The 24,745-nt window shown below is 42.1% G+C and carries 27 protein-coding genes, 1 tRNA gene and 1 CRISPR repeat array; of the genes, 19 read left to right on the top strand and 9 right to left on the bottom strand.

Annotation, left to right across the window (positions count from 1 at the left end):
• Nucleotides 1-56 precede the first annotated feature (56 nt).
• The 5 genes from U2718_RS32855 to ruvB form a co-directional block, all read right to left on the bottom strand.
• Nucleotides 57-1,373 carry a condensation domain-containing protein gene (locus tag U2718_RS32855; RefSeq protein ID WP_341994272.1) on the bottom strand — a complete coding sequence of 439 codons (1,317 nt, stop codon included), beginning with the start codon at nt 1,371-1,373 and terminating at the stop codon, nt 57-59.
• A gap of 182 nt (nt 1,374-1,555) precedes the next feature.
• Nucleotides 1,556-2,839, bottom strand: coding sequence for a glycosyltransferase (locus U2718_RS32850; protein WP_341994274.1), 1,284 nt, complete (start codon nt 2,837-2,839; stop codon nt 1,556-1,558).
• 127 nt (nt 2,840-2,966) lie between these two features.
• Complete coding sequence (locus U2718_RS32845; protein WP_341994276.1) at nt 2,967-3,773, bottom strand: tetratricopeptide repeat protein; 807 nt, start codon at nt 3,771-3,773, stop codon at nt 2,967-2,969.
• Between the two features lie 16 nt (nt 3,774-3,789).
• Nucleotides 3,790-4,029: a hypothetical protein gene (locus tag U2718_RS32840; protein WP_341994278.1), complete on the bottom strand. Its 240-nt coding sequence runs from the start codon at nt 4,027-4,029 to the stop codon at nt 3,790-3,792.
• A gap of 49 nt (nt 4,030-4,078) precedes the next feature.
• Complete coding sequence (gene ruvB, locus U2718_RS32835) at nt 4,079-5,182, bottom strand: Holliday junction branch migration DNA helicase RuvB (protein WP_341994280.1); 1,104 nt, start codon at nt 5,180-5,182, stop codon at nt 4,079-4,081.
• A 156-nt stretch (nt 5,183-5,338) separates the two neighbouring features.
• Here ruvB and hisF point away from each other — a divergent pair, with 156 nt between their 5' ends.
• The 10 genes from hisF (at nt 5,339) to accD (ending at nt 11,757) form a co-directional block, all read left to right on the top strand.
• Nucleotides 5,339-6,112, top strand: coding sequence for an imidazole glycerol phosphate synthase subunit HisF (gene hisF, locus U2718_RS32830; protein WP_341994283.1), 774 nt, complete (start codon nt 5,339-5,341; stop codon nt 6,110-6,112).
• 99 nt (nt 6,113-6,211) lie between these two features.
• Nucleotides 6,212-6,403: a hypothetical protein gene (locus U2718_RS32825; protein WP_016874118.1), complete on the top strand. Its 192-nt coding sequence runs from the start codon at nt 6,212-6,214 to the stop codon at nt 6,401-6,403.
• Between the two features lie 123 nt (nt 6,404-6,526).
• Nucleotides 6,527-6,599 (top strand) — tRNA-Ala (locus tag U2718_RS32820).
• A gap of 385 nt (nt 6,600-6,984) precedes the next feature.
• Nucleotides 6,985-7,233 carry a hypothetical protein gene (locus U2718_RS32815; RefSeq protein WP_341994286.1) on the top strand — a complete coding sequence of 83 codons (249 nt, stop codon included), beginning with the start codon at nt 6,985-6,987 and terminating at the stop codon, nt 7,231-7,233.
• Nucleotides 7,234-7,343: 110 nt separating this feature from the next.
• Nucleotides 7,344-7,580 (top strand): hypothetical protein, encoded by a 237-nt coding sequence (locus tag U2718_RS32810; protein ID WP_341994288.1) that lies wholly within the window; start codon nt 7,344-7,346, stop codon nt 7,578-7,580.
• 127 nt (nt 7,581-7,707) lie between these two features.
• A complete protein-coding gene (leuB, locus tag U2718_RS32805) occupies nt 7,708-8,793 on the top strand; it encodes a 3-isopropylmalate dehydrogenase (RefSeq protein WP_341994289.1) in 1,086 nt (361 codons plus the stop codon).
• A gap of 89 nt (nt 8,794-8,882) precedes the next feature.
• A complete protein-coding gene (locus U2718_RS32800; RefSeq protein ID WP_341994291.1) occupies nt 8,883-9,143 on the top strand; it encodes a hypothetical protein in 261 nt (86 codons plus the stop codon).
• A 195-nt stretch (nt 9,144-9,338) separates the two neighbouring features.
• Nucleotides 9,339-10,232 carry an A24 family peptidase gene (locus U2718_RS32795; RefSeq protein ID WP_341994293.1) on the top strand — a complete coding sequence of 298 codons (894 nt, stop codon included), beginning with the start codon at nt 9,339-9,341 and terminating at the stop codon, nt 10,230-10,232.
• 292 nt (nt 10,233-10,524) lie between these two features.
• Nucleotides 10,525-10,680, top strand: a complete 156-nt coding sequence (locus U2718_RS32790; protein ID WP_341994295.1) for a hypothetical protein — start codon at nt 10,525-10,527, stop codon at nt 10,678-10,680.
• A 117-nt stretch (nt 10,681-10,797) separates the two neighbouring features.
• Nucleotides 10,798-11,757 carry an acetyl-CoA carboxylase, carboxyltransferase subunit beta gene (gene accD / locus U2718_RS32785; RefSeq protein ID WP_341994297.1) on the top strand — a complete coding sequence of 320 codons (960 nt, stop codon included), beginning with the start codon at nt 10,798-10,800 and terminating at the stop codon, nt 11,755-11,757.
• A gap of 417 nt (nt 11,758-12,174) precedes the next feature.
• Here the strand turns inward: accD and U2718_RS32780 are convergent, their stop codons facing one another.
• The gene (locus tag U2718_RS32780) at nt 12,175-13,674 is read right to left on the bottom strand and encodes an MFS transporter (protein ID WP_341994300.1); all 1,500 of its coding nucleotides are present in this window, start codon (nt 13,672-13,674) and stop codon (nt 12,175-12,177) included.
• 349 nt (nt 13,675-14,023) lie between these two features.
• On the opposite strand from U2718_RS32780, the gene U2718_RS32775 reads away from it, so the two are divergent.
• From U2718_RS32775 to petJ, 8 genes are all read left to right on the top strand, one after another.
• Nucleotides 14,024-15,298, top strand: a complete 1,275-nt coding sequence (locus U2718_RS32775; protein ID WP_341994302.1) for an ABC transporter substrate-binding protein — start codon at nt 14,024-14,026, stop codon at nt 15,296-15,298.
• A gap of 361 nt (nt 15,299-15,659) precedes the next feature.
• Complete coding sequence (locus U2718_RS32770) at nt 15,660-16,496, top strand: carbohydrate ABC transporter permease (protein ID WP_411813405.1); 837 nt, start codon at nt 15,660-15,662, stop codon at nt 16,494-16,496.
• The gene (locus U2718_RS32765; protein ID WP_341994306.1) at nt 16,493-17,329 is read left to right on the top strand and encodes a carbohydrate ABC transporter permease; all 837 of its coding nucleotides are present in this window, start codon (nt 16,493-16,495) and stop codon (nt 17,327-17,329) included. Before U2718_RS32770 ends, U2718_RS32765 begins: the two co-directional genes overlap by 4 nt.
• 253 nt (nt 17,330-17,582) lie before the next feature.
• A complete protein-coding gene (locus U2718_RS32760) occupies nt 17,583-17,759 on the top strand; it encodes a DUF6888 family protein (RefSeq protein WP_411813404.1) in 177 nt (58 codons plus the stop codon).
• Nucleotides 17,756-17,941 carry a DUF6887 family protein gene (locus U2718_RS32755; protein WP_016874131.1) on the top strand — a complete coding sequence of 62 codons (186 nt, stop codon included), beginning with the start codon at nt 17,756-17,758 and terminating at the stop codon, nt 17,939-17,941. Before U2718_RS32760 ends, U2718_RS32755 begins: the two co-directional genes overlap by 4 nt.
• 150 nt (nt 17,942-18,091) lie before the next feature.
• A CRISPR array of direct repeats spans nt 18,092-18,495; the repeat unit is 37 nt; unit sequence GTTTCAATCCCTAATAGGGAGTAAGAAAAATTTCAAT.
• Between the two features lie 878 nt (nt 18,496-19,373).
• Nucleotides 19,374-19,865: a photosystem II cytochrome c-550 gene (gene psbV / locus U2718_RS32750; RefSeq protein WP_341994308.1), complete on the top strand. Its 492-nt coding sequence runs from the start codon at nt 19,374-19,376 to the stop codon at nt 19,863-19,865.
• 368 nt (nt 19,866-20,233) lie between these two features.
• Complete coding sequence (petE, locus tag U2718_RS32745) at nt 20,234-20,644, top strand: plastocyanin (RefSeq protein ID WP_341994310.1); 411 nt, start codon at nt 20,234-20,236, stop codon at nt 20,642-20,644.
• 383 nt (nt 20,645-21,027) lie between these two features.
• Nucleotides 21,028-21,372, top strand: a complete 345-nt coding sequence (gene petJ, locus U2718_RS32740; RefSeq protein ID WP_341994312.1) for a cytochrome c6 PetJ — start codon at nt 21,028-21,030, stop codon at nt 21,370-21,372.
• A gap of 208 nt (nt 21,373-21,580) precedes the next feature.
• Here the strand turns inward: petJ and U2718_RS32735 are convergent, their stop codons facing one another.
• The 3 genes from U2718_RS32735 to U2718_RS32725 all read right to left on the bottom strand — a co-directional run bounded on the left by U2718_RS32735 (nt 21,581) and on the right by U2718_RS32725 (nt 23,734).
• On the bottom strand, nt 21,581-22,060 hold the full coding sequence (locus U2718_RS32735) for a hypothetical protein (protein ID WP_341994314.1): 480 nt from the start codon (nt 22,058-22,060) through the stop codon (nt 21,581-21,583).
• Nucleotides 22,061-22,335: 275 nt separating this feature from the next.
• Nucleotides 22,336-23,286, bottom strand: coding sequence for a glycerate kinase (locus U2718_RS32730; RefSeq protein ID WP_341994316.1), 951 nt, complete (start codon nt 23,284-23,286; stop codon nt 22,336-22,338).
• A gap of 115 nt (nt 23,287-23,401) precedes the next feature.
• Nucleotides 23,402-23,734: a DUF565 domain-containing protein gene (locus U2718_RS32725; RefSeq protein WP_341994317.1), complete on the bottom strand. Its 333-nt coding sequence runs from the start codon at nt 23,732-23,734 to the stop codon at nt 23,402-23,404.
• A gap of 428 nt (nt 23,735-24,162) precedes the next feature.
• Here U2718_RS32725 and U2718_RS32720 point away from each other — a divergent pair, with 428 nt between their 5' ends.
• Nucleotides 24,163-24,735 carry a hypothetical protein gene (locus U2718_RS32720; protein ID WP_341994318.1) on the top strand — a complete coding sequence of 191 codons (573 nt, stop codon included), beginning with the start codon at nt 24,163-24,165 and terminating at the stop codon, nt 24,733-24,735.
• Nucleotides 24,736-24,745 lie beyond the last annotated feature (10 nt).

Genomic DNA, 24,745 nt, shown 5'->3' with positions numbered 1-24,745 from the left:
GGCGGGTTATAGAAACAATCGGTAACGAAGATTGTAAGTAAAACCAATTTTTAAGATTAGGATATGCAGGCTTTTTGTATAGTAACCACAACAGAATCTGCAAACTGCTCTGCTGTCTTGACACTTACTAAAGGAATTACATGAGCAAAAGTACAAAATAGGTGTTCGTGGAAAGTTACTACTCCTAACCAAAAGCAAGTACCAACTATATGCTGTCCCGTAGCAAAATATAGTTCTTTTAATTTCAAAGAACCATATTTGTCTGATAAGTTGAATTGTCCTCTATTTGAAATATGTGTAGTTGTGCTTCTTCCCATATTATGGGCTGAAGCTTTGTTGAGAAAATCTTTATTAAATTTCCGAAAATTATCTGCATTTGAAACTTGAAAAAGCGGTAAGTTACTATTAATAGACTGGTTAATTTTTAGCTTGCATTCTCGTGCTAAATCCCAAAATTGGATATCTTTTTCTAAACAATGAATTTCTTCTATTCCAGAAATAAAGCAACCAATGTGTTTATCCATCACTTCAGGTTGACAAAATTTTCGTAGACTTACATTGGAACCGCAAGATAAGTTTATATTTCTGATATTGCCATCACGAAAGACAATTTTTGCCGTTTCCAATAACATAGCAGCGCAAAGTGCACCATGTACTGTTGTTTTCTCTTGTTTGCAGCGGTCTTTCAATAAAACAGTTATATCTTTCCTTAAAATTTTAGTGACAAGACAGGTGCGACGCTGGCTTGGAGATGCTTCTTCTTCAATGATTAACTTTGGTGAATGATTTTCTCGATGAGATTTTTCTTGAGCTTCTTCTGTTTGATTGTGACTGGGAAGATTGTTAGCAAGCATCTTTTCAAGTGGAGGAAGAAGTTCCATAGTTACTACTGTGTCTATATCTTCTCCATCAGTAATTTGTTGACAATAAGACAATAAGTCATCGAAAAAACGCATACATGACATTCCATCAGTAACAGCATGATGAAACGTTGCAATAATTTCGCTAGTGCCATTACTGGTAGAAGAAGGAAGAAAAGTGACCCGACAAAGAGGCTCCATACTCCCAGAGAATTTTTTGTGCAATTCGTCTTCAGCTATCTCAAGCCATTGATTCTCATCTTGTTTGTTTCTAATATGCAAAGGAATTTTAGACGTTCCCTCAAAACAAAAATAAGCACCATCTGAAGATTCAACAATGTGAACTTGAAGCATTGGATGACGCTTTTGTACCAAATTCAGAGCCTGCTGGAGAATATCGGGTGTAAGTTGTCCTTCGAGCCGGGCAACATTTACATCAATCATGGAGCCTAAATCATGGAGAATTTTAAACAGATTCTCGACGAGACCAAGTTTTCTATTTAAAGAGTTCATAATTATTAAATTGGTAACTTTTTACCTACGCGATCGCCCTGTTGTTGTATCCTCAAAGCATTTAATTTGCAGGATTTATGAACAGTGCCGTTTTATATCTTTTATTAATCTTGGGAGACTTAAGCGCGATCGCAGCACAACTTCTTTTGAACCAATTCAATCTATACACCCTCAAGCAAGCATTAGGAATTAGTGTTAGCAAGTACAGGCTTTCCTGTAGATACAGCCTGCTCAATAATATCAGCGGCTCGACTAACCCCCCCGGCACGGCTAATAGCTGCTTGTAATCTAAGCGCATTTTGTTTGTAGGATTCTTGCGTCAGTACTCGTTTGATGGCTTCTCGCAACTTAAGGACATTTAAGCGGGCTACAGGTATAGCCTCACCAACACCTGCCCAAGCTATACGCGCTCCTATCCCTGGCTGATCGTTGGCAATTGGGATTGCAACCATTGGCACGCCATTACTCAAGCATTCTAAAGTTGTATTCATACCTGCGTGGGTAATGGTGAGATCGGCTTTTTGAAGTAATTCCAGTTGGGGCGCATATTCTACAACCAAAGGTGAACCGGGCAGTGCTGGTAGGGATTCTGGGCTGGCTGAACCACCTAAAGAAATTACCAGTTGGGCATCCAATCCTACACATGCCTCAGCAATATTATGAAAAACTTTTATTAATCTATTTTGTACAGTTCCCATTGAGGCATAAATCAACGGTTGATCGGTCAACTTTTCATAAGGAAAAGCAGGGAGTTCCCGACCAATTGGACTATGATAAGGCCCTGTAAAATGGAACCACTGAGGTAAATTTTGCCTGGGGAATTCCAATTCAGCAGGTTGTTGACTAATTTGAGCTAATTGGGAATAGCCTTCATTGGGGCTGGAGTGTGGAGGTAATTTCCACTCTCGACGATACTCATCAATTAAATCCCGAATTGGCTTGGCTATACGTTTGAGCAACTCATAACCTGCTCGGTTGCGTAGCCGCGCCCACCACGCCGGACTATAGTGCCAATTTGTGACAATGGGTGGAACACTTTCTTCTCGATTCAGTACTACAGCACTGCAAATAGTGATGAAGGGAATATTCAAAAAATCTGCAACAGTTCCTCCTTCTGGTGAAGCTTGATCTACTAGTAGTGCCTCCACACCCGCTTCTTTAATTGCTTTCGGTGTATCTCGGAGGACAACGGCTGCACCATTCTTTAAAAGACTAACGGTATATTTAAATGCTGAACGACCACTGAGTTGTCCTAACTTAGCCAAAGATTCTGCATTTGCCCCCTCAGGAAACTCAGATTCGCCAATTACCCGGAATTCTAATCCTGCTGCTTGAGTTTTGGATTGAGCATCGAGTACTCCAAATAAGGTGACGCGATGCCCTCGCTGTTGCAGTTCTTTCCCTAAAGGGAGCATTGTGTTAAGGTGACCAGTTGAACCAGGGCAGATTATTCCAAAATGAGTCATGGTAAATACCTTTGTTTATTTTCAGAGTTTTTGACTGGTTTGAGGCGTTCTATATAGAAAGAATTTCCATTTGCAGTGACTTTTTAGATTTCACTACAGTATCAGTTTTCTTAATTCCTAATTCCAGCTACTTCAAACTCAAAAACTTATCCAAAGCTTCTACCATACTAGGAGGCCAGCGACGAATATTTTTCACCCAATTGATATCTTTATAACGTGGATCGAGTCCAGAAACCGCTACCCAATTACTTTCTGCTTCGCCTTTTTGTCCATTCACCCAAAGAGCCGCTGTGAGTGCAGCACGTGTATCAGCAAAGTTGGGATATTTGCGGACTATGTTTTTCATTTCTCGAATTGCTGGCTCAATTTGCCCAGTTTCATACAAAACCAGAGCGTAGTTGCCACGGGCAATGACTAAATTGGGGGCTAATACCATTGATTTTTTGTAGTCAGCGATCGCTTCTTCCCACCTCTGTAAACCGACTTCGGCAGTACCGCGATTGTTGTACGCCATTGCATCTTTAGGATCGAGTTCGAGGATGTGATTATAATCTGCGATCGCTTCTTCCCATCTTCCCAAAGCCTCAAGAGCAGTACCACGATTTAAATAGGGATCTGTAATGTCTGGTGCAAGTTCAATTGCTTTATTAAAATCAGTCAGCGCCTCTTCTAGCTTATTTTGACTCACTCTAGAATTTCCCCGATTACTCCAAATTGCAGGGTTTTCTGGGAATTGCTCAATAATTTCTGTCCAGTACTTTTCGGCTGTAGCAAAATCACCTTTACTCGTTGCCGCAAAAGCTGCTCTTGTCAACTCATCCCCTTTTCGTAACTGCTCTTGAGTGATGATGGGCTTTTGGGATTGTGCCATAACAGCCTCAGCCCACCCAAACACAAGCAACAGACTCAACAAAATAACTATTAACCTCATCATCTGTGTTTATCTGTGTCTATCTTTTAAGTATTAGGTATTGGGTATCGGGGATTGGGTAAAGAGGACACGGTGACAAAGGAACGCGGTGAACCAGCGCCTTGGGTTGAGCCGCTTTGCGGCGTTCGCGAAGCGTGTCCGTTGGCGAAGCCTTGGGGCGACTGGCGTCACGTGGCGTGAACTGGCGTAGACGCCCGGTAGACAGGCGTAGCCCTTCTCGGAGAGTACCCGAAGGGGGACACGGAGAATCGTTATTCACGTTCTTTCCCCTCTGCTCCTGGTGCTTCTTCCTAATCCCTAGTCCCTAGTCACTGCAAAAACGATAACTGTTCATTGGGTGGCTTAAAATCTAAATGCTTATATGCAGCAGCGGTTGCTACTCTACCACGGGGTGTACGGCTTAAGTATCCAATCTGCATTAGATAAGGTTCGTATACTTCTTCAATTGTTTGCGTATCCTCACCTGTCGCTGCGGCAATTGTTTCTAACCCTACTGGCCCGCCATTAAATTGTTCAATTATTACACTGAGCATTCTGCGATCTGTCCAATCTAAACCGCATGGATCGACTTGAAATAGTTGCAATGCTTCGGCTGCTACTTTTTCACAAATGCAATCAAATGATTTTACTTGTGCATAATCACGTACACGCTTAAGTAATCTATTTGCTATTCGCGGTGTGCCACGCGATCGCCGAGCAATTTCTTTGGCTCCATCTTCGGTAACGGTGGTATTAAGTAACTGAGCGCTGCGTTGGACAATTTGCCTGAGTTCTTCTACTTCATAAAATCTAAGTTTTTGAATCAAACCAAAGCGATCGCGCAGAGGAGAGGTGAGCGCACCAACACGAGTTGTTGCTCCCACTAAAGTAAATTTTGAGAGGGGAATGCTGCGAGTCCGAGCACTAGAACCTTTACCCACTGTCAAGTCTAAGCGGTAATCCTCCATTGCTGGGTATAAAATCTCTTCCGTCATCCGCGAGAGGCGATGAATTTCATCTATGAACAAAATATCCCCAGGCTTGAGATTCACCAACAGCCCAACAATATCTCTGGGGCGTTCTAGGGCTGGAGCGCTGGTAATTTTGTAGTTAACTTCCATCTCCGCTGCTAAAATCATTGCCATTGTCGTCTTGCCCAAACCAGGAGGGCCGTATAACAATAGGTGATCCAACACTTCTTTTCTGGACTTAGCTGCTTTGATTGCTATTTCCAGCACATCCTTTAAATCTTTCTGTCCAATATAATCGGCAAACCGTTGCGGTCGAATACTCTCTTCCTGCTTACCTTGTTCTTCAATTGCCGCTTCTGGCTGCAAAATATTCTCTTTTATCGATGCTTTGGATTGCGTCTGACGCTGTTTTGGTTCTCCACCTGAATCGGAAGGCTGTTTTTTCGAGGAGATAATTGCCATAGTCTTAGTTATCAACTGTTACTTTTACACTTGTTAACGGTTACTGGTGGTAGCACCAAGACGTATAAATACGGACGCGTTAATTTTGTTTCTAAAGTGCGCTTGCCAATCTAAAATTTAAATTCCGGGGAACTACTTAGGAGTACAAAATCTGTCATGCTGGCTAAAAGAATCTTACCGTGTCTAGATGTGAACGCGGGACGAGTTGTAAAAGGAGTTAACTTTGTTAATCTCAAGGACGCAGGCGATCCAGTTGAATTGGCAAAGGTTTACAACGAAGCTGGAGCAGATGAATTAGTATTTCTGGATATTACGGCAACTCATGAAGACCGAGATATTATTGTCGATGTGGTTTACCGGACTGCCGAACAAGTCTTTATTCCATTAACTGTGGGTGGTGGCATCCAATCCTTAGAAAATGTTAAAAATCTGTTACGAGCTGGAGCAGACAAGGTTAGTATTAATTCGGCAGCGGTACGTGACCCAGATTTCATTAATCGGGCGAGTGATCGCTTTGGCAATCAATGCATAGTTGTTGCTATTGATGCTAGATCCAGAAAAGATCCTAACAATCCTGGTTGGGATGTATATGTACGGGGTGGACGAGAAAACACAGGCATAGACGCAATCAAGTGGGCGCAAGAAGTCGAAAAACGAGGCGCAGGAGAATTGCTGGTGACTAGTATGGATGCTGATGGCACTCAAGTCGGTTATGACCTCAAGTTAACAAAAACTATAGCTGAGACTGTACAAATTCCCGTCATTGCCTCTGGTGGTGCAGGTAATTGCCAACATATCCATGCAGCATTAACAGAAGGTAAAGCAGAAGCCGCTTTACTTGCCTCACTTTTACATTATGGACAATTAACTGTGGAGGAAATCAAGAATTATTTGCGCGATCATCAAGTGCCTGTCAGAATGCCCTCTTGAGAATGCCAATCTTTGACTAGAACACACTGCTAGTACTCAACACAGTTCTCGAAAACGGTGTTAATATTGGCTAAGAAGCATTAAAAAATATTAAGAAATATGTTGATTCCTATTTTAGTTTTTGATGTAGCGCTAGTGGCTTGGTCGCTACATCTGATGGAAAAAGCCTACGAAAATAAGGAATTTTCTTTAATGTTGGCAGGTTTGTTGGTGGCAACGGCTGCCGCAGCCATGATGGTAGTTTACTTTTTGATGGGGCATTGTATGAGCTATTTGCTGAAAGTTTCTTAAGAAAAGTGAATGGTTAATAATAGAAATTGGCTATTACTTTCTTAACTTTTGTTTATGAGGTCTCTCAGCAAAGCATATTGACAAGCACCTAAATATTAAGTTAAGATATGTAATGCACTACGCGGGGTTATAGCTCAGTTGGTAGAGCGCTGCAATGGCATTGCAGAGGCCAGCGGTTCGAATCCGCTTAGCTCCATTGGTTTTTCAAAGTACTTTTCTCTTCCCCAGGCTCCAGCCAGGGAGAACATTGATGGAGGCTCTGTCTCCTCTTGATGAAGCAGAGCCTTCTATTTTCATCACTATGCAGAGCATGGTAGTACTATTTTGGATTTTGGACTAGAAATCGCTTTAATCTGTCTGGGTTTTATCAATGCATCTGCCGCAATCATTTTTTAAATTGGTGTAACGAGAAATTATTTGTTGTGAGACAGCATAAATTCAACTATGTCAGGATTTGTTAATTTATCCGGCATAATTGAGCGATCTTGCTGCATTTTTGTAAAAATGAATACAGAAATTATTTTATTTACTTCTATCTAGTTTGGTTGCCAGTGTTAATGGATTTGAGACGGAGAACGAGTATGCCCCTGCCAACAACCTATTTATCTGATTCACCAACACCCGTGGTAGAGGGAGCGATCGCTTCAGGTTGGAATCCGGTTTGCCACATCACTTACAACCGTGATGCTTGGGTAAAGTTGCTCCAGCCTCCCAGTGAATACGGTTTTGACGAAGCCAAGTTGCTCTGTCAGGAATCTCCAGACACCTGGGTTGCCTGGGTTCCAGAGCATGGTGAAGTTGTTCTAGATAAAAGCCAGTTCTATTGTTGATTGAGGGAATGGGTTGTTGATACTCCAGGGGCGCGGCTAGTGCGATCGCAAGCCATCCTTGGTTGTATCGAAACAAAAGAGTTTTCAGGTATTTGGAATAGTTGAGTGCGATGAACACCGAGTCAGGAATCGATTGGAATGAAATGTTTGAGTATCCAGCGGGGACGATAGTAGAACTCAAAGACAAACCAGGGGTTTTACATCGGATTGATTACTATGAAGCCATGATGGTACCTCCAATCTGGTTAGTGGATGATCCGCGTCCGCGTTATCCCCATGAGTTGCGGATTGTTTCTCGTCGGGATGCACAAGTTTGTGCGTTAGAATCGCAAGCTGTTGCAGTCTAAGCAAGTGCTTTCTTTGTTTGACTGGAAAGATAAATTAAAAGCTTCATTGGTGCAATTGCTCGATATGATATTTAATCTGTGAGAATTTATTGCACGATTAAATACTTAATCCAGTCAAAACGAAACTATGGCACAGCAACACCGCATAACTCTACTTCCTGGCGATGGCATTGGCCCTGAAATTATCGCTGTGTCAGTAGATGTGCTAAAGGTTATAGGAAAGAAATTTGATATTGATTTTGAATTCCAAGAAGCATTAATCGGTGGTGCGGCAATTGACGCGACAGGCGAACCCCTACCAGCTGCTACTTTAGATACGTGTCGCAATAGTGATGCTGTATTATTAGCGGCAATTGGCGGTTATAAGTGGGATAGCTTACCGTCTCATTTACGCCCAGAAACTGGCTTACTCGGATTGCGTGCAGGTTTGGGATTATTTGCCAATTTGCGTCCAGCGAAAATCTTACCTCAGTTAATTGATGCCTCTAGCTTAAAACCAGAAGTTGTGGAAGGCGTCGATATCATGGTAGTACGTGAACTCACAGGCGGCATTTACTTTGGTAAACCCAAGGGGATTTTTGAAGCAGAAACTGGTGAGAAACGAGGTGTAAATACAATGGCTTACACCGAATCTGAAATTGATCGCATTGGCAGGGTGGCGTTTGAAACAGCACGTAAGCGTCGAGGCAAACTCTGTTCGGTAGATAAAGCCAATGTTCTGGAGGTATCTCAGTTGTGGCGCGATCGCATCACGAAGTTAGCGGCAGAATATCCAGATGTAGAAGTTACTCATATGTATGTAGATAATGCCGCCATGCAACTGTTACGCGCTCCCAAACAGTTTGACACTATCGTTACGGGTAACCTGTTTGGCGATATACTTTCAGATGCAGCGGCCATGCTTACTGGTAGTATTGGAATGCTGCCTTCTGCTAGTTTGGGTGCATCTGGGGCGGGAGTCTTTGAACCGGTTCACGGTTCTGCCCCCGATATTGCAGGACAAGATAAAGCTAATCCTCTCGCACAAGTTTTGAGTGCAGCAATGATGCTGCGCTACAGTTTAAACCAACCAGCAGCAGCAGATTTTATTGAACAAGGAGTTTTACAAGTTCTAGAAAGCGGTGTTCGTACCGGGGATATTATGTCTCCTGGAATGAAGCTCTTAGGTTGCCAAGCGATGGGTAAAGCATTGATTCAAGTACTTGAACAATAATTTTTTAATCGCAATGGCAATATTGGCAACTATATGTTGAAACTTTCGTATAAACTAAAAACAAAACTTAGCAAGCCATTAAGTAAGCAGTGTACGCTGTAAAACAACCACAAGCAAACTTTACCAGCCCAAAGCACCAGTCACCCCTGATCGACCCCGCGCTAATTCGATCTGCTGGACAAATTTACTACACATACTGTGAAGTACATCCCGAAGTGGCTGGGCAACCATCTGGTGTAGCAATTAATCGTGTTAATCACCGAGGCAAGGTGATTTTTACACATCAGCCCGTCCTCTTGCCTGAAGAATGTTTTGTGCCTTTGAATCAAATTGAATCATATATGTATTAGTCATTGGTAGGGGAGCCAGTGCGCCCTTGCGGCTCCGCCGACTTGTAGCATAGCCGCGTGCGGGTTTATTTAGATATTTCGTCATCCTAAAGAGATTTTTGTTAAAACCCGTCCGTACAGTAGTCAGTCATTGGTTTGTACAAATGAAGAATGAGCAAGTATAAAAGACCAAGGACAAATGACTAAAGACAATATATGGATCTTTTGATAGTCACATTGGCGAATGTGATCGTGTTTGGCTTAGGTGCGTCTATTGGCAGCTTTATCAATGTTGTTGTTTATCGACTGCCTGCTGGTTTGTCGATTCTGTTTCCCCCTTCTCGCTGTCCACATTGCCTAAATCAACTCCAAGCTTACGATAATGTACCAGTTTTGGGTTGGTTGTGGTTAAACGGGCGCTGTCGCTATTGTCGAAGTAAGATTTCTCTCCGTTACCCAGTGGTAGAAGCGGTGACGGGATGTTTATTTTTGATAATTTTTTGGATTTTTCATGTATCACCATTGACACTCGGCTATTGGGTTTTTTGTAGCTGGTTACTCACCTTATCGCTGATTGATTTAGATACCATGACCTTACCCAATCCACTGACTCAGTCAGGGTTAGTACTGGGGATAGCATTTCAAATGCTAGTTGGTTTTCTGTCAGAAACTAGATGGGCAGGATGGGCAAATCACTCGATGACAGCAATATCAGGAGCCGTGCTGGGGTTATGGCTGTTTAATGCGATCGCCACTGTTGGTTCTATTGTCTTTGGTAAAACAGCAATGGGTGGAGGCGACGCGAAATTAGCAGCAATGATGGGAGCATGGCTAGGTTGGAAGCATTTGCTCCTAGCTGCTTTTGTAGCTTGTTTTTTAGGAGCATTGGTGGGTGGTGGTGCAATTTTCTTATCGCGATATAGTGCTCACACTTCAATTTCAAGACAGTCACCTCACACTACCACTCAAAATTCCCGTCCTACACTGCCTCAAAAATGGGGACAAAAGATGCCTTTTGGCCCTTTCCTTGCTTTGGGAGCATTGATTGTTGTGTTTAGTGGCGAGACCATTTTGTCTACCTATCTGCAATTATTTTTTCATCAGACTTAATAAATAGGGAACAGGGGAAGAGGACAAGGGGACGCGGGGAATGAAGAGGACACGGGGTTCTCCCCTTCCACTCCTCTGTTCTCCGCGTCTGATGCTCTTTGCGTCCCCGCGTCTTCCACTCTCTGCCTGCAAACAACATACAACTGTAAATTTCATTACCCCTTATGTCATTAAACTTCTGTTAACATAATCTTGTGACTTGGATTACCCTCTTAAATAACGAGAGCATATTAGCAAGTGGAACTGATGCAGCGATCGCTTCTGACTCGACACAAGCTGCCGAGCGTAATTAATGACACAACAAGTAATTATTGATCGGGGGGTGAAGTTCTATTTTGGGGCTGGTATGCCAGCAGCTTTGCAAGTACTTCTCAAGGATATATTGACTGCGTTGCTGCTATTAATTTCCCTAGAATTCAGAACAACGGACTTGAATTGGTTTACGTAATTTCGTTAAGCTGGCAACCAAAGATGCAAAATAAGGTCTGAATCGGTTAGAAGAAAAATTTGACCGCCAATTACGTTAACCTGCGTTTGACATACTATTCACTTGCATAAAAAACAAATGGCAAATAACGAAGAAACACGTGGTTTAAAGTCTTTATTTGATTGGTTTGCCAATCGACGTAAATCCGGCCCTATCAGCCTCGAACGTCAAGAACGTGAAATTGCTGATGGGCTGTGGCATAAATGTCCTCAGTGTGGTGTCTTAACATATACAAAAGACCTGAAAACCAATTTAATGGTATGCACGGAATGCGAACATCATAATCGAGTTGATAGTGATGAGCGTATCCGCCAGCTCATAGATGCCAATACCTGGAGGCAGATGGATGAGCATTTACGTCCTGCCGATCCTTTGGGATTTCGCGATCGCAAAGCCTATAGCGATCGCCTCCGGGAAACGCAGGAAAAACTGGGCTTAGTAGACGCCGTCAAAACAGGTTTGGGTGAAATTAATGGTTTGCCTATTGCCCTGGGCGTAATGGACTTCCGATTTATGGGTGGTAGCATGGGTTCCGTCGTCGGAGAAAAGCTCACCCGCTTAATTGAACAAGCTACTCAGCGACGGTATCCTGTGGTGATAGTTTGTACCTCTGGCGGAGCCAGAATGCAAGAAGGAATGCTCTCGCTAATGCAGATGGCAAAAATCTCCGCAGCTCTACAACGCCATCAAGAAGCACGGCTATTATACATTCCTGTATTAACTAATCCCACTACAGGCGGCGTTACTGCTAGTTTCGCGATGTTAGGCGATATCATTCTAGCAGAACCAAAAGCCACCATTGGTTTTGCAGGTAGGCGAGTTATTGAGCAAACCCTAAGAGAAAAACTACCAGATGATTTCCAAACTGCTGAAGACTTGCTGCAACATGGCTTTGTAGATGAGATTGTACCTCGGACAGAATTGAAGCAAACTTTGGCACAATTGATAACCTTACATCAGCCCCCCACAGTTACCACAACTCATAACATGGTTTTGTGGGAAAAGACTATGAGTTTAAGTTCTACTGCTGCTGAGTAGGAAGAGGACACGGGGACGTGGGGACAAGGACTTCATACATCTCCCACTCTCCCCCTCACGCCAGTCGCCACCCTGTGAGAAGGCGCTAGCTAACGCAATGCTTTACGGCAAACGCGTCTACAAGTCGGGGAACCCTTACTTTCAGAAGCCACTTCGTGTCTACAGCAGTCGCCTGCGGAGGAGCCACTGCGGTGAAGCAGCCCACCACCAAAGGCGGTTTCCGGCGTTCGCGTAGCATCTTTGAAGGAGTGTGGGGGACTGCTGTACGCCGGAGGATGGACGGGTTTTCCGACATAAAGGAGCCAGTGCGCCCTTGCGGGTTAAGCGCGTTGTAGCGACTGGCGTCAAGTGGCGTTGGCAACCCTGCTGCACCGATGCTTCACCCCCGGCGCTGGCTCCTTTTCCTAGTCCCTAACTTCAGGCTAACTTTTTGCGAACTTGCCGCAATCCTTGAAAAGTCTGAAGAAAAGATTGCCCTCGTGCTTCTTGTACAAATATCAAAGGTAAAAGTGCAAGAATTCGGAACATGGTTGAAAGGACAAATAAACCCGCTAAACCTCCAAAGTAAGCATTCTGGATGATCAAGCCACCTAGAGTTGTGCCGAAAGCGCCACAGAAACCAGCAACGGCAGCGATTGTAGCAAAGTATATAGATTGATTTTTGACTGGTGCAACTTCTAACTGCATGGTGTTGCCACATAAATCAATAGCTGCTCCAGTTCCACCCAGGAAAATGTGTAACATTGGCAGCCAAAACCACAGGCTGAGAGAATTATGGCTAATACCTAACCATAACAAGGGTGCGATCGCAAACAAGATGCCGACAAAGAAGAGAATGAGACGGTTGCCGATCCTGTCTGCTAACTTACCCCACACAATCAGCATTAACATATTTGCTGCCGCCTGAACGCTACTGTAGAGTGTCACCCAACTAACATCTATATCAAGGGTGTCGAGCATATAGAGGTTAAAGAAAGGAGCACTGAGGTTGACAGCAAACATCCAGAAACTGAAGTAAAGCAGAAATGTCAGAAAGTTAGTGTCTTTGAGAATATTTTTCCAAGGATTAATTTCAGGTGCTGGCTTATCAATTGTTGGTTGGCGATCGCCTGTGTGATCTGTATTATTTGGCTCTAAACAAACAGCTTTTTGAGGAAAAATCTTTGTAGCAGAAGTGTTTTGCTCTTGGGGATTTACATCTACTTTGAAGTACTGACATCCCAAACTAGCAACTCCTGATAAGATTCCGATCAATAGCACCACTCCATAGCCTTGGAGAGTGCCACCATGCCAAGTGGATACTGCCACTCCGGCTAATGGTACGCAAATCAAATTCGTGAGGCTGACGATACTGTTGCGGATACCAAAATAACGCCCCCGCAACCGCCGATGAACTAGCATTGCCATCCAACTTAACCACGAAGCACTTCCTAATCCTCCACATAAATGGCTAAATAGGACGATTAAGAGTGTCAATATTACTAACTGCTGGGAATTCATCAATCCCCAACTAAAAGCTGCAATCCCCGCCACTAGAAACAGCCATAATAGCCGCGAGGGGCCATAAATCATGAGAGAATAGCGGCAGCGACTCTGAGAGCGTTCCGAGAGGTAAGCACCCAAAGGCTGAATTAAATTCACCAACATCGGGATAGAAGAGAGCATCCCAAAGGCGATCGGGCTGGCATCCAACTCTACTAAAAAATTACTCAGTAAAATGCCGCTAGTGGTGATAGTAAAGATGCCTGCAAATACACCATCAACAGTTGAAGCTCGCAAGCTATTGCGAATCCCATTTTTTGGAGCTTTTTGATTTAATTCAGCAATGGGAGCAGGAGAGAGTGTAGTTGGGGCAACTGCGATCTCGGCAATTTCTGGAACAAGAGGAGAAGCGGTTTCAACTTGAACAGAAGTCATGAACTCAGCAGGTGGGCGTAATTAAAAATTGTTTGTAAAATACCTGTGGAGATAAACAGAGCAGTAATTGGTGATTGAGTATTGGTAATGAGGAAATAGTTTATTACCAGTTGCCAACTACTAGCCTGAAAAACTTTCTTGTTTATATAGTTTTGCTAGGTTTATAGGTGTAAAACTTAGCATCTATCAAGTTGTTTTTGAACACATATTCTCCGCTTATGAATGTAAATAGTTTTGCAATTTTTCGTTATTTTACCTTGCATTTCTATATAAAAATTAATTACTAGAAAAAATCATTCTAGAGCCATAACAGACCATTACTTCACAAAAAAGTCTTCATGCTGCGGTAATGAAAAGGAAACTATTTAATTTTTTAGCCCTGGCAGTGGCGATCGCGCTGTTGGCGATCGGTTGTCAGCAGATACAAATACATAGAACCGCTACAGCACCAACCCCCGTGAATATCAAACTAAGTGGTTGGGGTTCAGATCCTATAGAGCAAAAACTATTAAAACAAGTATTAAAAGACTTTGAGGTACAGCATCCAGGTATCAAGGTAAAGTATGAGGTTATCTCTGACCAATACATGGATGTAATTAAAACACGCTTAGTTGGCGAAGCAGCACCTGATGTTTTCTATTTGGATGCTCTTGAGGCTCCTTTCCTCATGAGTCAGAATGTCCTGGAACCATTAGATGCTTATATTACTCCCGAATTTGACTTGTCTGATTTTGAAGAAAATTTAATTAACAGCTTTAAGCATGATAATCAGATTTATGGTTTACCCAAAGACTATTCCACGTTAGCACTGTTTTATAACAAAAAAGCATTTACCGCCGCAGGTTTGACTAGTTCCCCTACTACTTGGGATGAGTTGCGTACCTACTCTAAACAATTGGCAACAGACAAAAACCAAGACGGTAGAATTGATCAATATGGTTATGGAGTAATTCCAGAGTTAGCGCGTCAAGCTTATAAAATTGGAGCTTTTGGTGGGCAACTTGTAGATGAAAATGGTTATGCTACCTTTGCCTCTGAAGCTGGTTTAAAAGGATTGCAATTAGTAGTAAAACAGTATCAAAAAGAACGTTCTTCTGCTCAAAAATCTGATGTTGGGACAAACTCAGGTAGTGAAATGTTCGGTCAAGGTAAAGTGGCAATGGTAATTGAAGGTAACTGGGCAATTCCCTTCCTCAAAGAAACTTTTCCCCAGTTAGAGTTTGCCACCGCAGAAGTACCAAGTATCAATAATAAAAAAGGGACAATGGTTTTTACCGTTGCCTACGTCATGAACAAACAATCACAGCACAAAAAGGAAGCTTGGCAGTTAATTTCCTATCTTACGGGTAAAGAAGGCATGGAAAAGTGGACAGCAACAGGCTTTGCTTTGCCCACACGCAAATCAGTAGCACAGAAATTAGGTTATGACAAAGATCCGTTGCGATCGCCCTTTTTAGCAGGAGTTGACTATGCGATGCCGTGGCAAGCGGGTAAATATCCGGCAGCAATTATGAACAGCTTTGATAACCAGTTTGTCAGTGCTTTGTTAGGGCAGCAACCGCTAGAGCAGGCGATGCAGCGGGCGCAACAAGAAGCTAATAAGTTGATTAAGGCGATGGAGTAATTAAGCCAATACGATTCAGTTTTGTCCTCCTTTCTAAGGGGAGCCAGTGCGTTGCGGTGAGCCACTTGCGGTGGATGGGTTTCCCGGCATAAGTAAAGTGGCGAATCCGGAGGAGGGTTTCCCCCTTTGTTGAAACTGGCGTGGGTTGGGGGGATCTCACCAGATGCTGTTTGTTCCAAAATGCGCTTCTTCCACGGCAATGGATGTTTCTCATTAGAGCAACCAATTACCATAGATAATCATGCAAGATCCATCCCAAAGCCAATAGTGTGGGATGCGGAGGTGTACGATTGTGTATCAGCTAAGAAAGCAGGAAAAAGCCAGGTGGAACATAAAAGGAGACTTGCCTGGGTATTTGTTCATGACGCCTGCGATTCTAGTTTTAGGAACTTTTGTAGTCTTACCAATTATTTGGGCTGTTTTCCTTTCTCTTCATAAAGTGCAACTTCTCGGTGGTATTGAGTATGAATTCATCGGTTTTCGTAACTTCACGCGCCTAGTTGAAGATGAACGGGTTTGGATTGCTCTCAGAAATACAGTCCAATACGTTGCTATTGTGGTGCCGACACAGACTGTCTTGGCGTTAATTCTAGCTGTTACCCTTAATTCTGGCATTCGCGGCAAAAACTGGTGGCGCATCCTTTATTTTTTGCCCACAGTTACCTCTTCTGCTGTTCTCACACTGATTTTCATGTGGATTTATAACACCAATGGGCTACTCAATGATGTTCTCGCTTTTTTAGGATTACCTACTTACAACTGGTTGGGCGATCCTGCTGTGGCACTAAAAGGCATTATGATTATGAATATTTGGTCAACTGCACCATTTTATATGGTTATTTACCTGGCGGCGTTGCAGGATATTCCCCAAACTCTCTACGAGGCGGCAGAATTGGACGGTGCTAACGGTTGGCAAAAGTTTATACATATTACTATTCCCATCCTCAAACCCGTTACTTTCTTTGTTGTAGCAATGGGAATTATAGGTACATTTCAGTTATTCGATCAGTCTTATATCTTTTCTGGTGGTACTGGCGGGCCTAATAATGCCACTCTAACCGTAGTTTTACTGATATATCAAGCTGTGTTTCGGAACTTACAAATGGGATATGGAGCTGCGATCGCCTTCCTGTTAGCAGTAGTCATAATTACTATCACCTTGATTCAGCGGCGATTATTCGGGGGCGAAAAAGTGTGACAAACTTCTCTCGTAGTTCTTTGCTGAAGGTATTGCTATACATCATACTGACACTATATGCAATTATTACGCTTGTCCCATTTTTGTGGGCGCTGTCAGCATCCTTTAAACCTTTGTTTGAAATTGTTAGCGGTGAATCCAATTTTTTGCCAAAGAATTTTACTTTTGACAACTATAAGCAAATCTTTCTGCAAGAACCGTTGTTTCTGCGCTGGCTATTCAATAGTATGGTGATTGCTATTAGCGTCACTGTTTTAAACTTGCTGTTTAACTCAATGGCTGGTTATGCCTTAGCAAGGCTGCGCTTTCGAGGTAGGCACTTTTGGTTCTTGCTAATTTTGGCAGTTCTAGCAGTACCAGCCCAGATAACACTAATTCCAACATTTTTGATTTTGAAAGTCTTCGGTTGGCTAAATTCTTATCAAGGCATGATTATTCCCAGCATGGTTAATGCCACCTTCATTTTTATGATGCGGCAGTTTTTTGTTAATTTTCCGAAAGAACTTGAAGAAGCCGCTGCACTTGATGGTTTAACTTCGTTTGGTATTTTCTGGCGGATTGTTCTACCTCTGGCAAAACCTGCACTAGCAGCCCAGGCAGTTTTTGTTTTTATGGGTAGTTGGAATAATTTTTTGTTACCTGTGGTGATTTTATTTGATCCAGAAATGTTTACTTTGCCTTTAGGTTTGAACTCTTTTAAAGGTCAATATATTAGCTATTGGAACTATATTATGGCGGCTTCAATGGTTTTCACTTTGCCAGCTTTGGCTATCTACGCATTTTTTAATAGATACTTTATTCAAAGTGTTACTTTTACAGGTGGGAAGGGTTAGTAAGTTAAATAGTTTCAATTATCCCTCATCAGGATTATTTGCTTTCTAGCAGAAAGAATTTTATTAAAAAACTGCTAAGACGCGAAGAGCGCGAAGGTTTAGGTATGTTTCAATTCCTGATAGGGAGTAAGAAAAATTTCAACTATAGGAGCTTCATAAAGTAGCGATCGCCTCTTTGTTTCAATCCCTAATAGGGAGTAAGAAAAATTTCAACCTGGAAAGATGCACAGCGAAGAGGTGAGAATAAAAAAACATGGAGCCAACGCCGGAGCAACTGAAATCCTTCTATCAAAGAAGCGTGAGAGTAAGTAATCTACTTCTACCAATTAACTTGGTACGGTTTGATAGCCGCACCAACCGAATAGTGATGTTGGTGGGAGAGACAATACAAATAGAAATACTTCCAAACGGGAAGGTGATAATCGAATGACTAGACAAAATTACGAATCAATGACGGAAAAAGAATTGCGCGAATATGTGCGGCGCAATCCTAATGATGAGAATGCATTCCAGCACTACTTAAGTATAATTCGCTCTCGTCCTGGCGTGCTTTGCAGTACAGATGAGGAGTTTGATGCTGAATTGCAAAAGCGAATAAATCAGCAGCAATAACAATATAAATTCAACAAAAATCAAAACTTTGATCAAGCGTTGTGTTTACGGCACAACGCTTTTTATCAAAAAGAGCGATCGCCCACCATCCAAAGTAGTGCGAACCCTCCTCAACCATCAAGGTCTAACTACTCATGACACATCCGATTTAGTTTCAATCCCTAATAGGGAGTAAGAAAAATTTCAATGGGTCATGAACGATACGGACGGGCTGTGCTGGCTGGTTTCAATCCCTAATAGGGAGTAAGAAAAATTTCAATTTCCGGCACTCGAATAACCGTCGTCTTGCCATGCTTCCGTTTCAATCCCTAATAGGGAGTAAGAAAAATTTCAATCTATGCTCGGTGTAGTCTTTGCCAGGCGTGAGTTAAAGTTTCAATCCCTAATAGGGAGTAAGAAAAATTTCAATTAGACTAGATGAGCGCCTTGAGACTACGGCGCGTTGTTTCAATCCCTAATAGGGAGTAAGAAAAATTTCAATTTTATTATTTATATGGCTAGAGTCTAGTTATTATTAGTTTCAATCCCTAATAGGGAGTAAGAAAAATTTCAATAACGGCAACCCAAAAGCCAGTCAATATTAGATTTTCAAGGTTCGTTTGCGCGGATGGAGCAATAATAGCATGAAAAAAATTAGATTGAGTAGGGTATAAATCGCTGTAACCTAGTCTGGGTAAAGAGCGCGGATAGCTAATGTTGTGCGATCGCTTTTTCCCCTTGTACCAAAGGAATCTAGGCATTTTTCTGTAAACTGGTTTTCCAATACCCACCCATCCGCGCATTCGGCAAAGAAAAGTAATAAAAATAGTCATTAGTAATTGGTTATTTGTCATTGATAGGGGCGGGTTTTATGGATAATCTTGCCGTTAAAACTGATAATTTATCTTCTAAACCGCCCGTAGTAGTTAGTAATTAATTGTCTATTGCTCTCCTTTTCTGGTGTGTTGTCCCCATATCCCCGTGTCCCCTTGTCCCCTTGTCTTCCCTACTCCTTGCCTCCTCAAAAGTAGTTAGGGCGACAAATTGCCCTCTTAACGTGATATTTGTATAACAGCGACTCAATCTTTAATCTGTAAGTTAACAAGTAGCATGGGTTGTGCAGACCTATCAATTGCGGAGATAGCGGCAGACTACAGGGTGACTGTAGCCAAAGTGCTTTCTATACGCGAACCACTGGGAATTGCCTATCAAAACCAAAAGTCCGTTTGGCGTTTGAGGATACAAAGGCAATCATTTCCCACATTTTGTCCAAAATACGTCCAAACGCTACTAGCGAATCTGTCAGGTGAAACTAAATTTACCTGACCAACTGCAAATATCACAAAAACAGTTAGCAGTCAATAGTTTAATAATTCGCAGTTAGCAGTTAACAACAGAAGATAGAGAATCGCAATTTTAGCTGTGTTGAGCGTCAAAATCTTTAAGGGGAAAGATGTTTAGAAGACTGATTGGCATTTTTGTCGCTACTGTATTGCTGACGTTTCAGTTTGTTGTCAGTGATGCGTCGGCAGTAGAACTTGATAAAGCAACCCGTACAGTGAAATTAAATGAAAAGGGTAACGAGGTTGTACTGAGTTTAAAACAAGTCCAAGAAGGTAAACGCCTATTTAACAATGTTTGCTCTCAGTGTCATCCTGGCGGTATCACCAAAACCAACCAGAACGTAGGACTTGATCCTGATGCTCTGGCTGGGGCAACACCACCGCGTGACAATATCGAGGCACTAGTGGATTATATGAAAAATCCCACTACTTATGATGGGGAAGAGGAAATTGCCGAATTACACCCCAGCATCAAGAGTGCTGATATCTTCACTGAAATGAGAAATCTCTCTGATAATGACTTGAAGGCGATCGCCGGTCATATCCTTTTACAGCCGAAGATCCAAGGTGAAAAATGGGGCGGCGGTAAGATTTATTACTAAAGCCGATTTTGCCTAATAGTCATTTGTGATTTTGTCATTCGTCAGTAGTTAGCAGTCCAAAATATTTGGTCTGCTGACTATATACACGTGGCTCTCCCACCACAAACAATGGGTAACTGTCAGATGCGATCGCTAATCACAAAGTTTAATTACTGCACTTGCTTACTTGCCTAATTTTGCGAACATTAACTCTTGCAGAAAACTTTATCATTTCAAACTATTGAGTAGATATTGCTAATTTCTCAAATTTTTGCTATATGTTGCCGTTGTTTTTTAACAAACTAGTATCTACGACATATTGTCATATTTAGGCTTGATTTTATCTAAAATGAATAAGGGAAAATAAAACCTGTTGTTAGGAGAAAGCCATGAAATTGATTGCTGGAAGTTTGCGGCGTTTGGGTTTAGCTGTTTTAACAATTCTTTTAGTTGTTGGCAGCTTTGCTATTTTCACTCCCAATGCAGCAGCTGACACATACACTGTAAAATTGGGTAGCGACAAAGGAATGCTAGCTTTTGAACCATCAAAATTGACGGTGAAGCCAGGCGACACAATCAAATGGGTGAACAATAAAGTTCCCCCCCACAACGTTGTATTCGATCCTGCTATGTCCAAAAGCGCTGATGTAGCTAAGTCTTTATCTCATAAACAGTTGTTGATGAGTCCAGGGCAAGAGTTTGAAACAACAATCCCAGCAGACGCTGCTAAGGGTGAATATACCTTCTATTGCGAACCTCATCGCGGTGCTGGTATGGTTGGTAAACTCACTGTTGAGTAAAACAGAATGGCACTGTTGACATTAAATATTTTCCTTATCCTATAGAGGAAATTTGCCAAAAGTAACTTGCCTATCTTAGTGTTGTGCTCTATTACACTTCTAGGAATTGCAAGTAAAGAATAAGTATAGGTGACGAGTCTTATTCCCACCACCCATGATTTCTAATACATCAGTGGTGAGATCGTGAATGGACTCGTTGCCAGCAATTGTAAATGATTTTACTGAAATCTAAGAGTCAAATTGAAATCCAGATTTATCTTCTAAAATCAGACACAGTTGGTAGTTCAAAGGTAAATTTAACTCCAACTTAAAAGCTTTTAGCAGCAATAGAATATTACTGGAGATGTTTTTATCTGCTAAAAGCTTATTACAAGGAGAATAGCTTGAAAATATTTTTATTCATCCTGTTGTTAGCGATCGCCCTATTCAGTTTTATATTTATTGATCCAGTACTAGCAGCCGAAACATCAAAGGCTGCTAAAATTTTTAGTTCTAACTGTGCTTCTTGTCATATAGGTGGTGGTAATATCCTCATTACCGAGAAAACCTTAAAAAAAGAGGCTTTGCAGAAGTATTTAGAAAATTACAATCTCAATTCAATTGCTGCAATTGTTCACCAGGTACAAAACGGTAAAGGCGCAATGCCTGCTTTTAAAAGCAAGTTAAATGAACAAGAGATTAATGAGGTAGCAGCTTATGTTTTTCAAAAAGCAGAACAAGGGTGGTAAGGAAAAGGCAGAAAGCAGAAGGAAATATTTTCTCATTCCCAGGCTGGAGCTTGGGAATGAGAATACTCCTACTTCCTAATTGGGAATTAGGCGAATTAAATTAGCCAAAATACACGAGCGTTAGACTCTGCGAAAATTCTTTCTAAGCCTAACTTTTCCCGTGCAGTAAGTAGTGGCACTCTACCCTACTAACTTCAATTACCAACAGCTACTTTTCAGGTGATTTTAAAGCGCTATCAAGTATTTGGCGAGCTTGTTCTGCTTTGGCTTTTGCTTCCTGGTAACGTAAATTTGCTTGGGCAAAATTTTTGAGAACTTTAAAACCTTCCTTCAAGCGAGCAATTTCCTCTTCAGTAACAGACTTTTCTGAAAAGAGGATATCAACCTGTTTGCGAATCTCCAAAGCTTCGGTACGTGTGTCTTGAACTTTCAGCTTGAGTGTGGCTAGGTTATTCAAAATCTGAACGGCTTGTGTAATTTCGTCCTCGCCACCGGTAGTATCCATTGGTACTTCCTTCACCTCAATTAACTGCTGGGGACTAAATCCTTCTTCCAATTCCGTGGATAACTTACCTTCGTCCATGAGTTGCATCAATTGATCCATTGCTTTCTCACGGGCTTTGGCTGAATCTCTACCAGGAACGGTGATAATAATTTCTGGGCTTTGAGCGATAGTATACTGAACCATATTTAGGCGGAAGAGTTGCTTTAAAAGCCAAGGGGATTATCTTAGCATGAAGCGTCATCTACCAATCTACCAAAATATGTGCATACCTATGTGACGAAAAGTAGATACACATTAAAAATGCAGGCGAGTTCTCCGACTTGTTCGCTGAAAGCGTTCCCGTTCCCCGAAAGGGGTTCCGTTGGCGTAGCCGCCCTGAAAGGGCTAGGTAGGGTAGCAACTGCCGTAGGTACGTCTTCAAGGTAGTACTCCAAAGGGGTGTACGCCGTTCATGGTGCCTACTTACTCGGTTGATAAACTCTACCAAAAGAATGATCTGAATTAATCTCAATTACCAAATCTACTTTTGGAGATTTTAGCAATGGCTTGATGAATAATTCTGGGTGAAGAGAACGCCAAAAATAATTAACGAATTGCTCAATTTCTAAATCGCTCATTCCCAAATTGCCAGCAGCAATCATTTTTTTTTCTGCTTGTTTACGCCACTCCAGTGAGAAACGATAATCTTTTGGATGCAAGATGATTAAGCTATCCAATCTTTTCCACAATGGTAGATAATCGTAAAGTTTATAATTCATATCACGGGCAAATGCCTTATCCTCGGCTGTAAGAATAGGTGGTGGTGGATGATCAAAAGTGCTTGCATCGATGGGTTGCACACCTACAAACCAGCCTTCAAATAAAACAATATCTACATTTGTTACAATTTCTGGAGTAGTGCGATCGCCTTCCCCGTTGTATGCTGATTTATCAAAGCGGGGAACTGCTACTGGCAAATCACCTTCACGAATTTTATCCAATACAGTTAAGCCTAGCTCAATATCATGAGTTCCGGGCGGGCCACGCCAAATTAATCGCTGATCTTGCTGTTTGAGGAGCAAGCGAGCGCTGTAAGTTTTGTACAAGTCATCCAAAGACAAACTCAGGGTATGGTATCCTAAATGTCGGAGAATCAGTGAGAGAACTTTGCACATGGTCGTTTTACCTGTGCCTTGTCCTCCTAAGATGCCTTGTATGAAGGGATGATTGATTTTTTGTCGCTGCCATGCCAGCTTAATCGCCAAAGGTAGCCACAAAATCTGCAAAACTTCTGATATCACACTGGGTTGCAGTTGAAACTGAGATTGACAAAATTCGCTCACCTCAGGATAAACAGAATTTAGCAGATATGTTTGTATAACCTCAGTTACATTTTCTGGTGTGATTCCAAAAGCTTCGTAACTAGTCATTAGTTATTTGTCATTTGTCATTGATTAGTGGTTAGTAGTTAATAGGTTGCTTGTCTCCCCATCTCCCCGTGTCTCCTTGTCCCCGTGTCTCCCCCTCCCCTTGTCTCCTGATTGATTACGATCCCAGCTTGAAAGCTTCCAGAAACATACTATAGGTAAGACCAATTTTCAGAGAGTTGACTGATTGTACCCAGAATGCCTGTCGTGCTATTATGCCGCGATTATAAAATATCCTACTAGCGATTTCCGTCATCACCACTAAAATGGCGGCTGCAACCACGTCCCATTGAGCAGTTTGCCCGGCTGTACTCGAAATAGCCGAGCCTAGAAAAAAACCGGATAAAAAACTTATTAAAATAACGGCTACCCGTCGCCAAGGATTAAAAAGCCATAGTCGTAAACGGTTAGCAATGACATTTGACAGAGTGTTAAGACGAGTGTTTTGCATCTCAAGAAATTGCGAACACAGCAGGAGTTAAAGGGTGTCAGGTAAATAGTTGATTTTACACCTCTTAACCCATCTACCCCACCCTTGAAAAGGTCTTAGTCAAAATCTTATGAAATAACCCCATGTTGAGGATATTATAGGTTTAACATAAAGTTGTGTGAAAATTATTTGGGGTTCTCTTAGATTGGGGGTGTAAATAAAAATTTACACGCTCTATTGTCTTGAGCAGGTGCCGAAAGGTTAAGCATCAAGAGACTTTTGTCTTGAGCCACCTTCAAAGTGAATGCTCAAAGTGACACAAATAATACACATCACCCCTAATTATAGGAGAGTCTACAGTGGGCAAGCTAGTTTGATTGTCCGTTGTAGTAATGGGCTGCTATTTAAACGAGCCTAGAGAAAGTACTTATTTTTAAATAATTATCAATATGAGATTACCATCTTACTATCGCGCTGTTCTCACAGCTGCTTGTTCAGGTTTGCTGTTGGTTGCAGGATGCTATGAGGTTAAAGTCTCTTTTGAATCTGAGACAAGACAATCCAATGCGTCTTCTGTTGATTCTGGTGAAAAAATTCAGTCTGAAAGTGCTATGGCTTCTACTCTTAGCACTGCAATATCCACATCTAAAAATTCTTTGTTTGCTTATCATCAAAGCTCGCCAGGTAAAAGAGTAGGGCAAGGAACTTTGCGAATGAGCAATCAAACTGAGCAACCCGTGCGTTTGGCATTGCTAACAAGGCGATCACCAGTGAAAAATTCTTCTGAGCAAGCTAATTCTAGTCTGCCAGCACATTGGGATTTTGCTCCTGGAGAAGGTAGTGAGAAAGGGCTAATTTTGTCCTTGCCAAACGAGAACTTAAAATTGCAGAAGGGAGATATTTTAGTTGCTTTTGCACAAGATGGTTCCCGTCGCTACTGGGGGCCATATGTTGTCGGGGAAACATCGGCTCCTGTGTGGAATCCACAAAAGCAAGAATGGGAATTAATTTTGAGTCCCTAATTCAATAGTC

The sequence above is a fragment of the Chlorogloeopsis sp. ULAP02 genome, from assembly GCF_038404745.2.
In the GTDB taxonomy this organism is placed as follows: domain Bacteria; phylum Cyanobacteriota; class Cyanobacteriia; order Cyanobacteriales; family Nostocaceae; genus Chlorogloeopsis.
The sequence above is the reverse complement of the archived record's forward strand: the minus strand, read 5'-3'. Positions and strand labels throughout refer to the sequence as shown.

What these genes read in the sequence shown, in the direction of transcription:
- U2718_RS32735 (WP_341994314.1), bottom strand. Translation starts at nt 22,060, where the DNA reads ATGGTTCAGTATACTATCGCTCAAAGCCCAGAAATTATTATCACCGTT.
- petE (WP_341994310.1), top strand. Translation starts at nt 20,234, where the DNA reads ATGAAATTGATTGCTGGAAGTTTGCGGCGTTTGGGTTTAGCTGTTTTA.
- U2718_RS32845 (WP_341994276.1), bottom strand. Translation starts at nt 3,773, where the DNA reads ATGATGAGGTTAATAGTTATTTTGTTGAGTCTGTTGCTTGTGTTTGGG.
- U2718_RS32725 (WP_341994317.1), bottom strand. Translation starts at nt 23,734, where the DNA reads ATGCAAAACACTCGTCTTAACACTCTGTCAAATGTCATTGCTAACCGT.
- U2718_RS32855 (WP_341994272.1), bottom strand. Translation starts at nt 1,373, where the DNA reads ATGAACTCTTTAAATAGAAAACTTGGTCTCGTCGAGAATCTGTTTAAA.
- U2718_RS32825 (WP_016874118.1), top strand. Translation starts at nt 6,212, where the DNA reads ATGTTGATTCCTATTTTAGTTTTTGATGTAGCGCTAGTGGCTTGGTCG.
- U2718_RS32755 (WP_016874131.1), top strand. Translation starts at nt 17,756, where the DNA reads ATGACTAGACAAAATTACGAATCAATGACGGAAAAAGAATTGCGCGAA.
- U2718_RS32775 (WP_341994302.1), top strand. Translation starts at nt 14,024, where the DNA reads ATGAAAAGGAAACTATTTAATTTTTTAGCCCTGGCAGTGGCGATCGCG.
- ruvB (WP_341994280.1), bottom strand. Translation starts at nt 5,182, where the DNA reads ATGGCAATTATCTCCTCGAAAAAACAGCCTTCCGATTCAGGTGGAGAA.
- leuB (WP_341994289.1), top strand. Translation starts at nt 7,708, where the DNA reads ATGGCACAGCAACACCGCATAACTCTACTTCCTGGCGATGGCATTGGC.
- U2718_RS32850 (WP_341994274.1), bottom strand. Translation starts at nt 2,839, where the DNA reads ATGACTCATTTTGGAATAATCTGCCCTGGTTCAACTGGTCACCTTAAC.
- hisF (WP_341994283.1), top strand. Translation starts at nt 5,339, where the DNA reads ATGCTGGCTAAAAGAATCTTACCGTGTCTAGATGTGAACGCGGGACGA.
- accD (WP_341994297.1), top strand. Translation starts at nt 10,798, where the DNA reads ATGGCAAATAACGAAGAAACACGTGGTTTAAAGTCTTTATTTGATTGG.
- U2718_RS32780 (WP_341994300.1), bottom strand. Translation starts at nt 13,674, where the DNA reads ATGACTTCTGTTCAAGTTGAAACCGCTTCTCCTCTTGTTCCAGAAATT.
- U2718_RS32795 (WP_341994293.1), top strand. Translation starts at nt 9,339, where the DNA reads ATGGATCTTTTGATAGTCACATTGGCGAATGTGATCGTGTTTGGCTTA.
- U2718_RS32760 (WP_411813404.1), top strand. Translation starts at nt 17,583, where the DNA reads ATGGAGCCAACGCCGGAGCAACTGAAATCCTTCTATCAAAGAAGCGTG.
- U2718_RS32810 (WP_341994288.1), top strand. Translation starts at nt 7,344, where the DNA reads ATGAACACCGAGTCAGGAATCGATTGGAATGAAATGTTTGAGTATCCA.
- U2718_RS32770 (WP_411813405.1), top strand. Translation starts at nt 15,660, where the DNA reads ATGACGCCTGCGATTCTAGTTTTAGGAACTTTTGTAGTCTTACCAATT.
- psbV (WP_341994308.1), top strand. Translation starts at nt 19,374, where the DNA reads ATGTTTAGAAGACTGATTGGCATTTTTGTCGCTACTGTATTGCTGACG.
- U2718_RS32790 (WP_341994295.1), top strand. Translation starts at nt 10,525, where the DNA reads ATGACACAACAAGTAATTATTGATCGGGGGGTGAAGTTCTATTTTGGG.
- U2718_RS32815 (WP_341994286.1), top strand. Translation starts at nt 6,985, where the DNA reads ATGCCCCTGCCAACAACCTATTTATCTGATTCACCAACACCCGTGGTA.
- U2718_RS32720 (WP_341994318.1), top strand. Translation starts at nt 24,163, where the DNA reads ATGAGATTACCATCTTACTATCGCGCTGTTCTCACAGCTGCTTGTTCA.
- U2718_RS32730 (WP_341994316.1), bottom strand. Translation starts at nt 23,286, where the DNA reads ATGACTAGTTACGAAGCTTTTGGAATCACACCAGAAAATGTAACTGAG.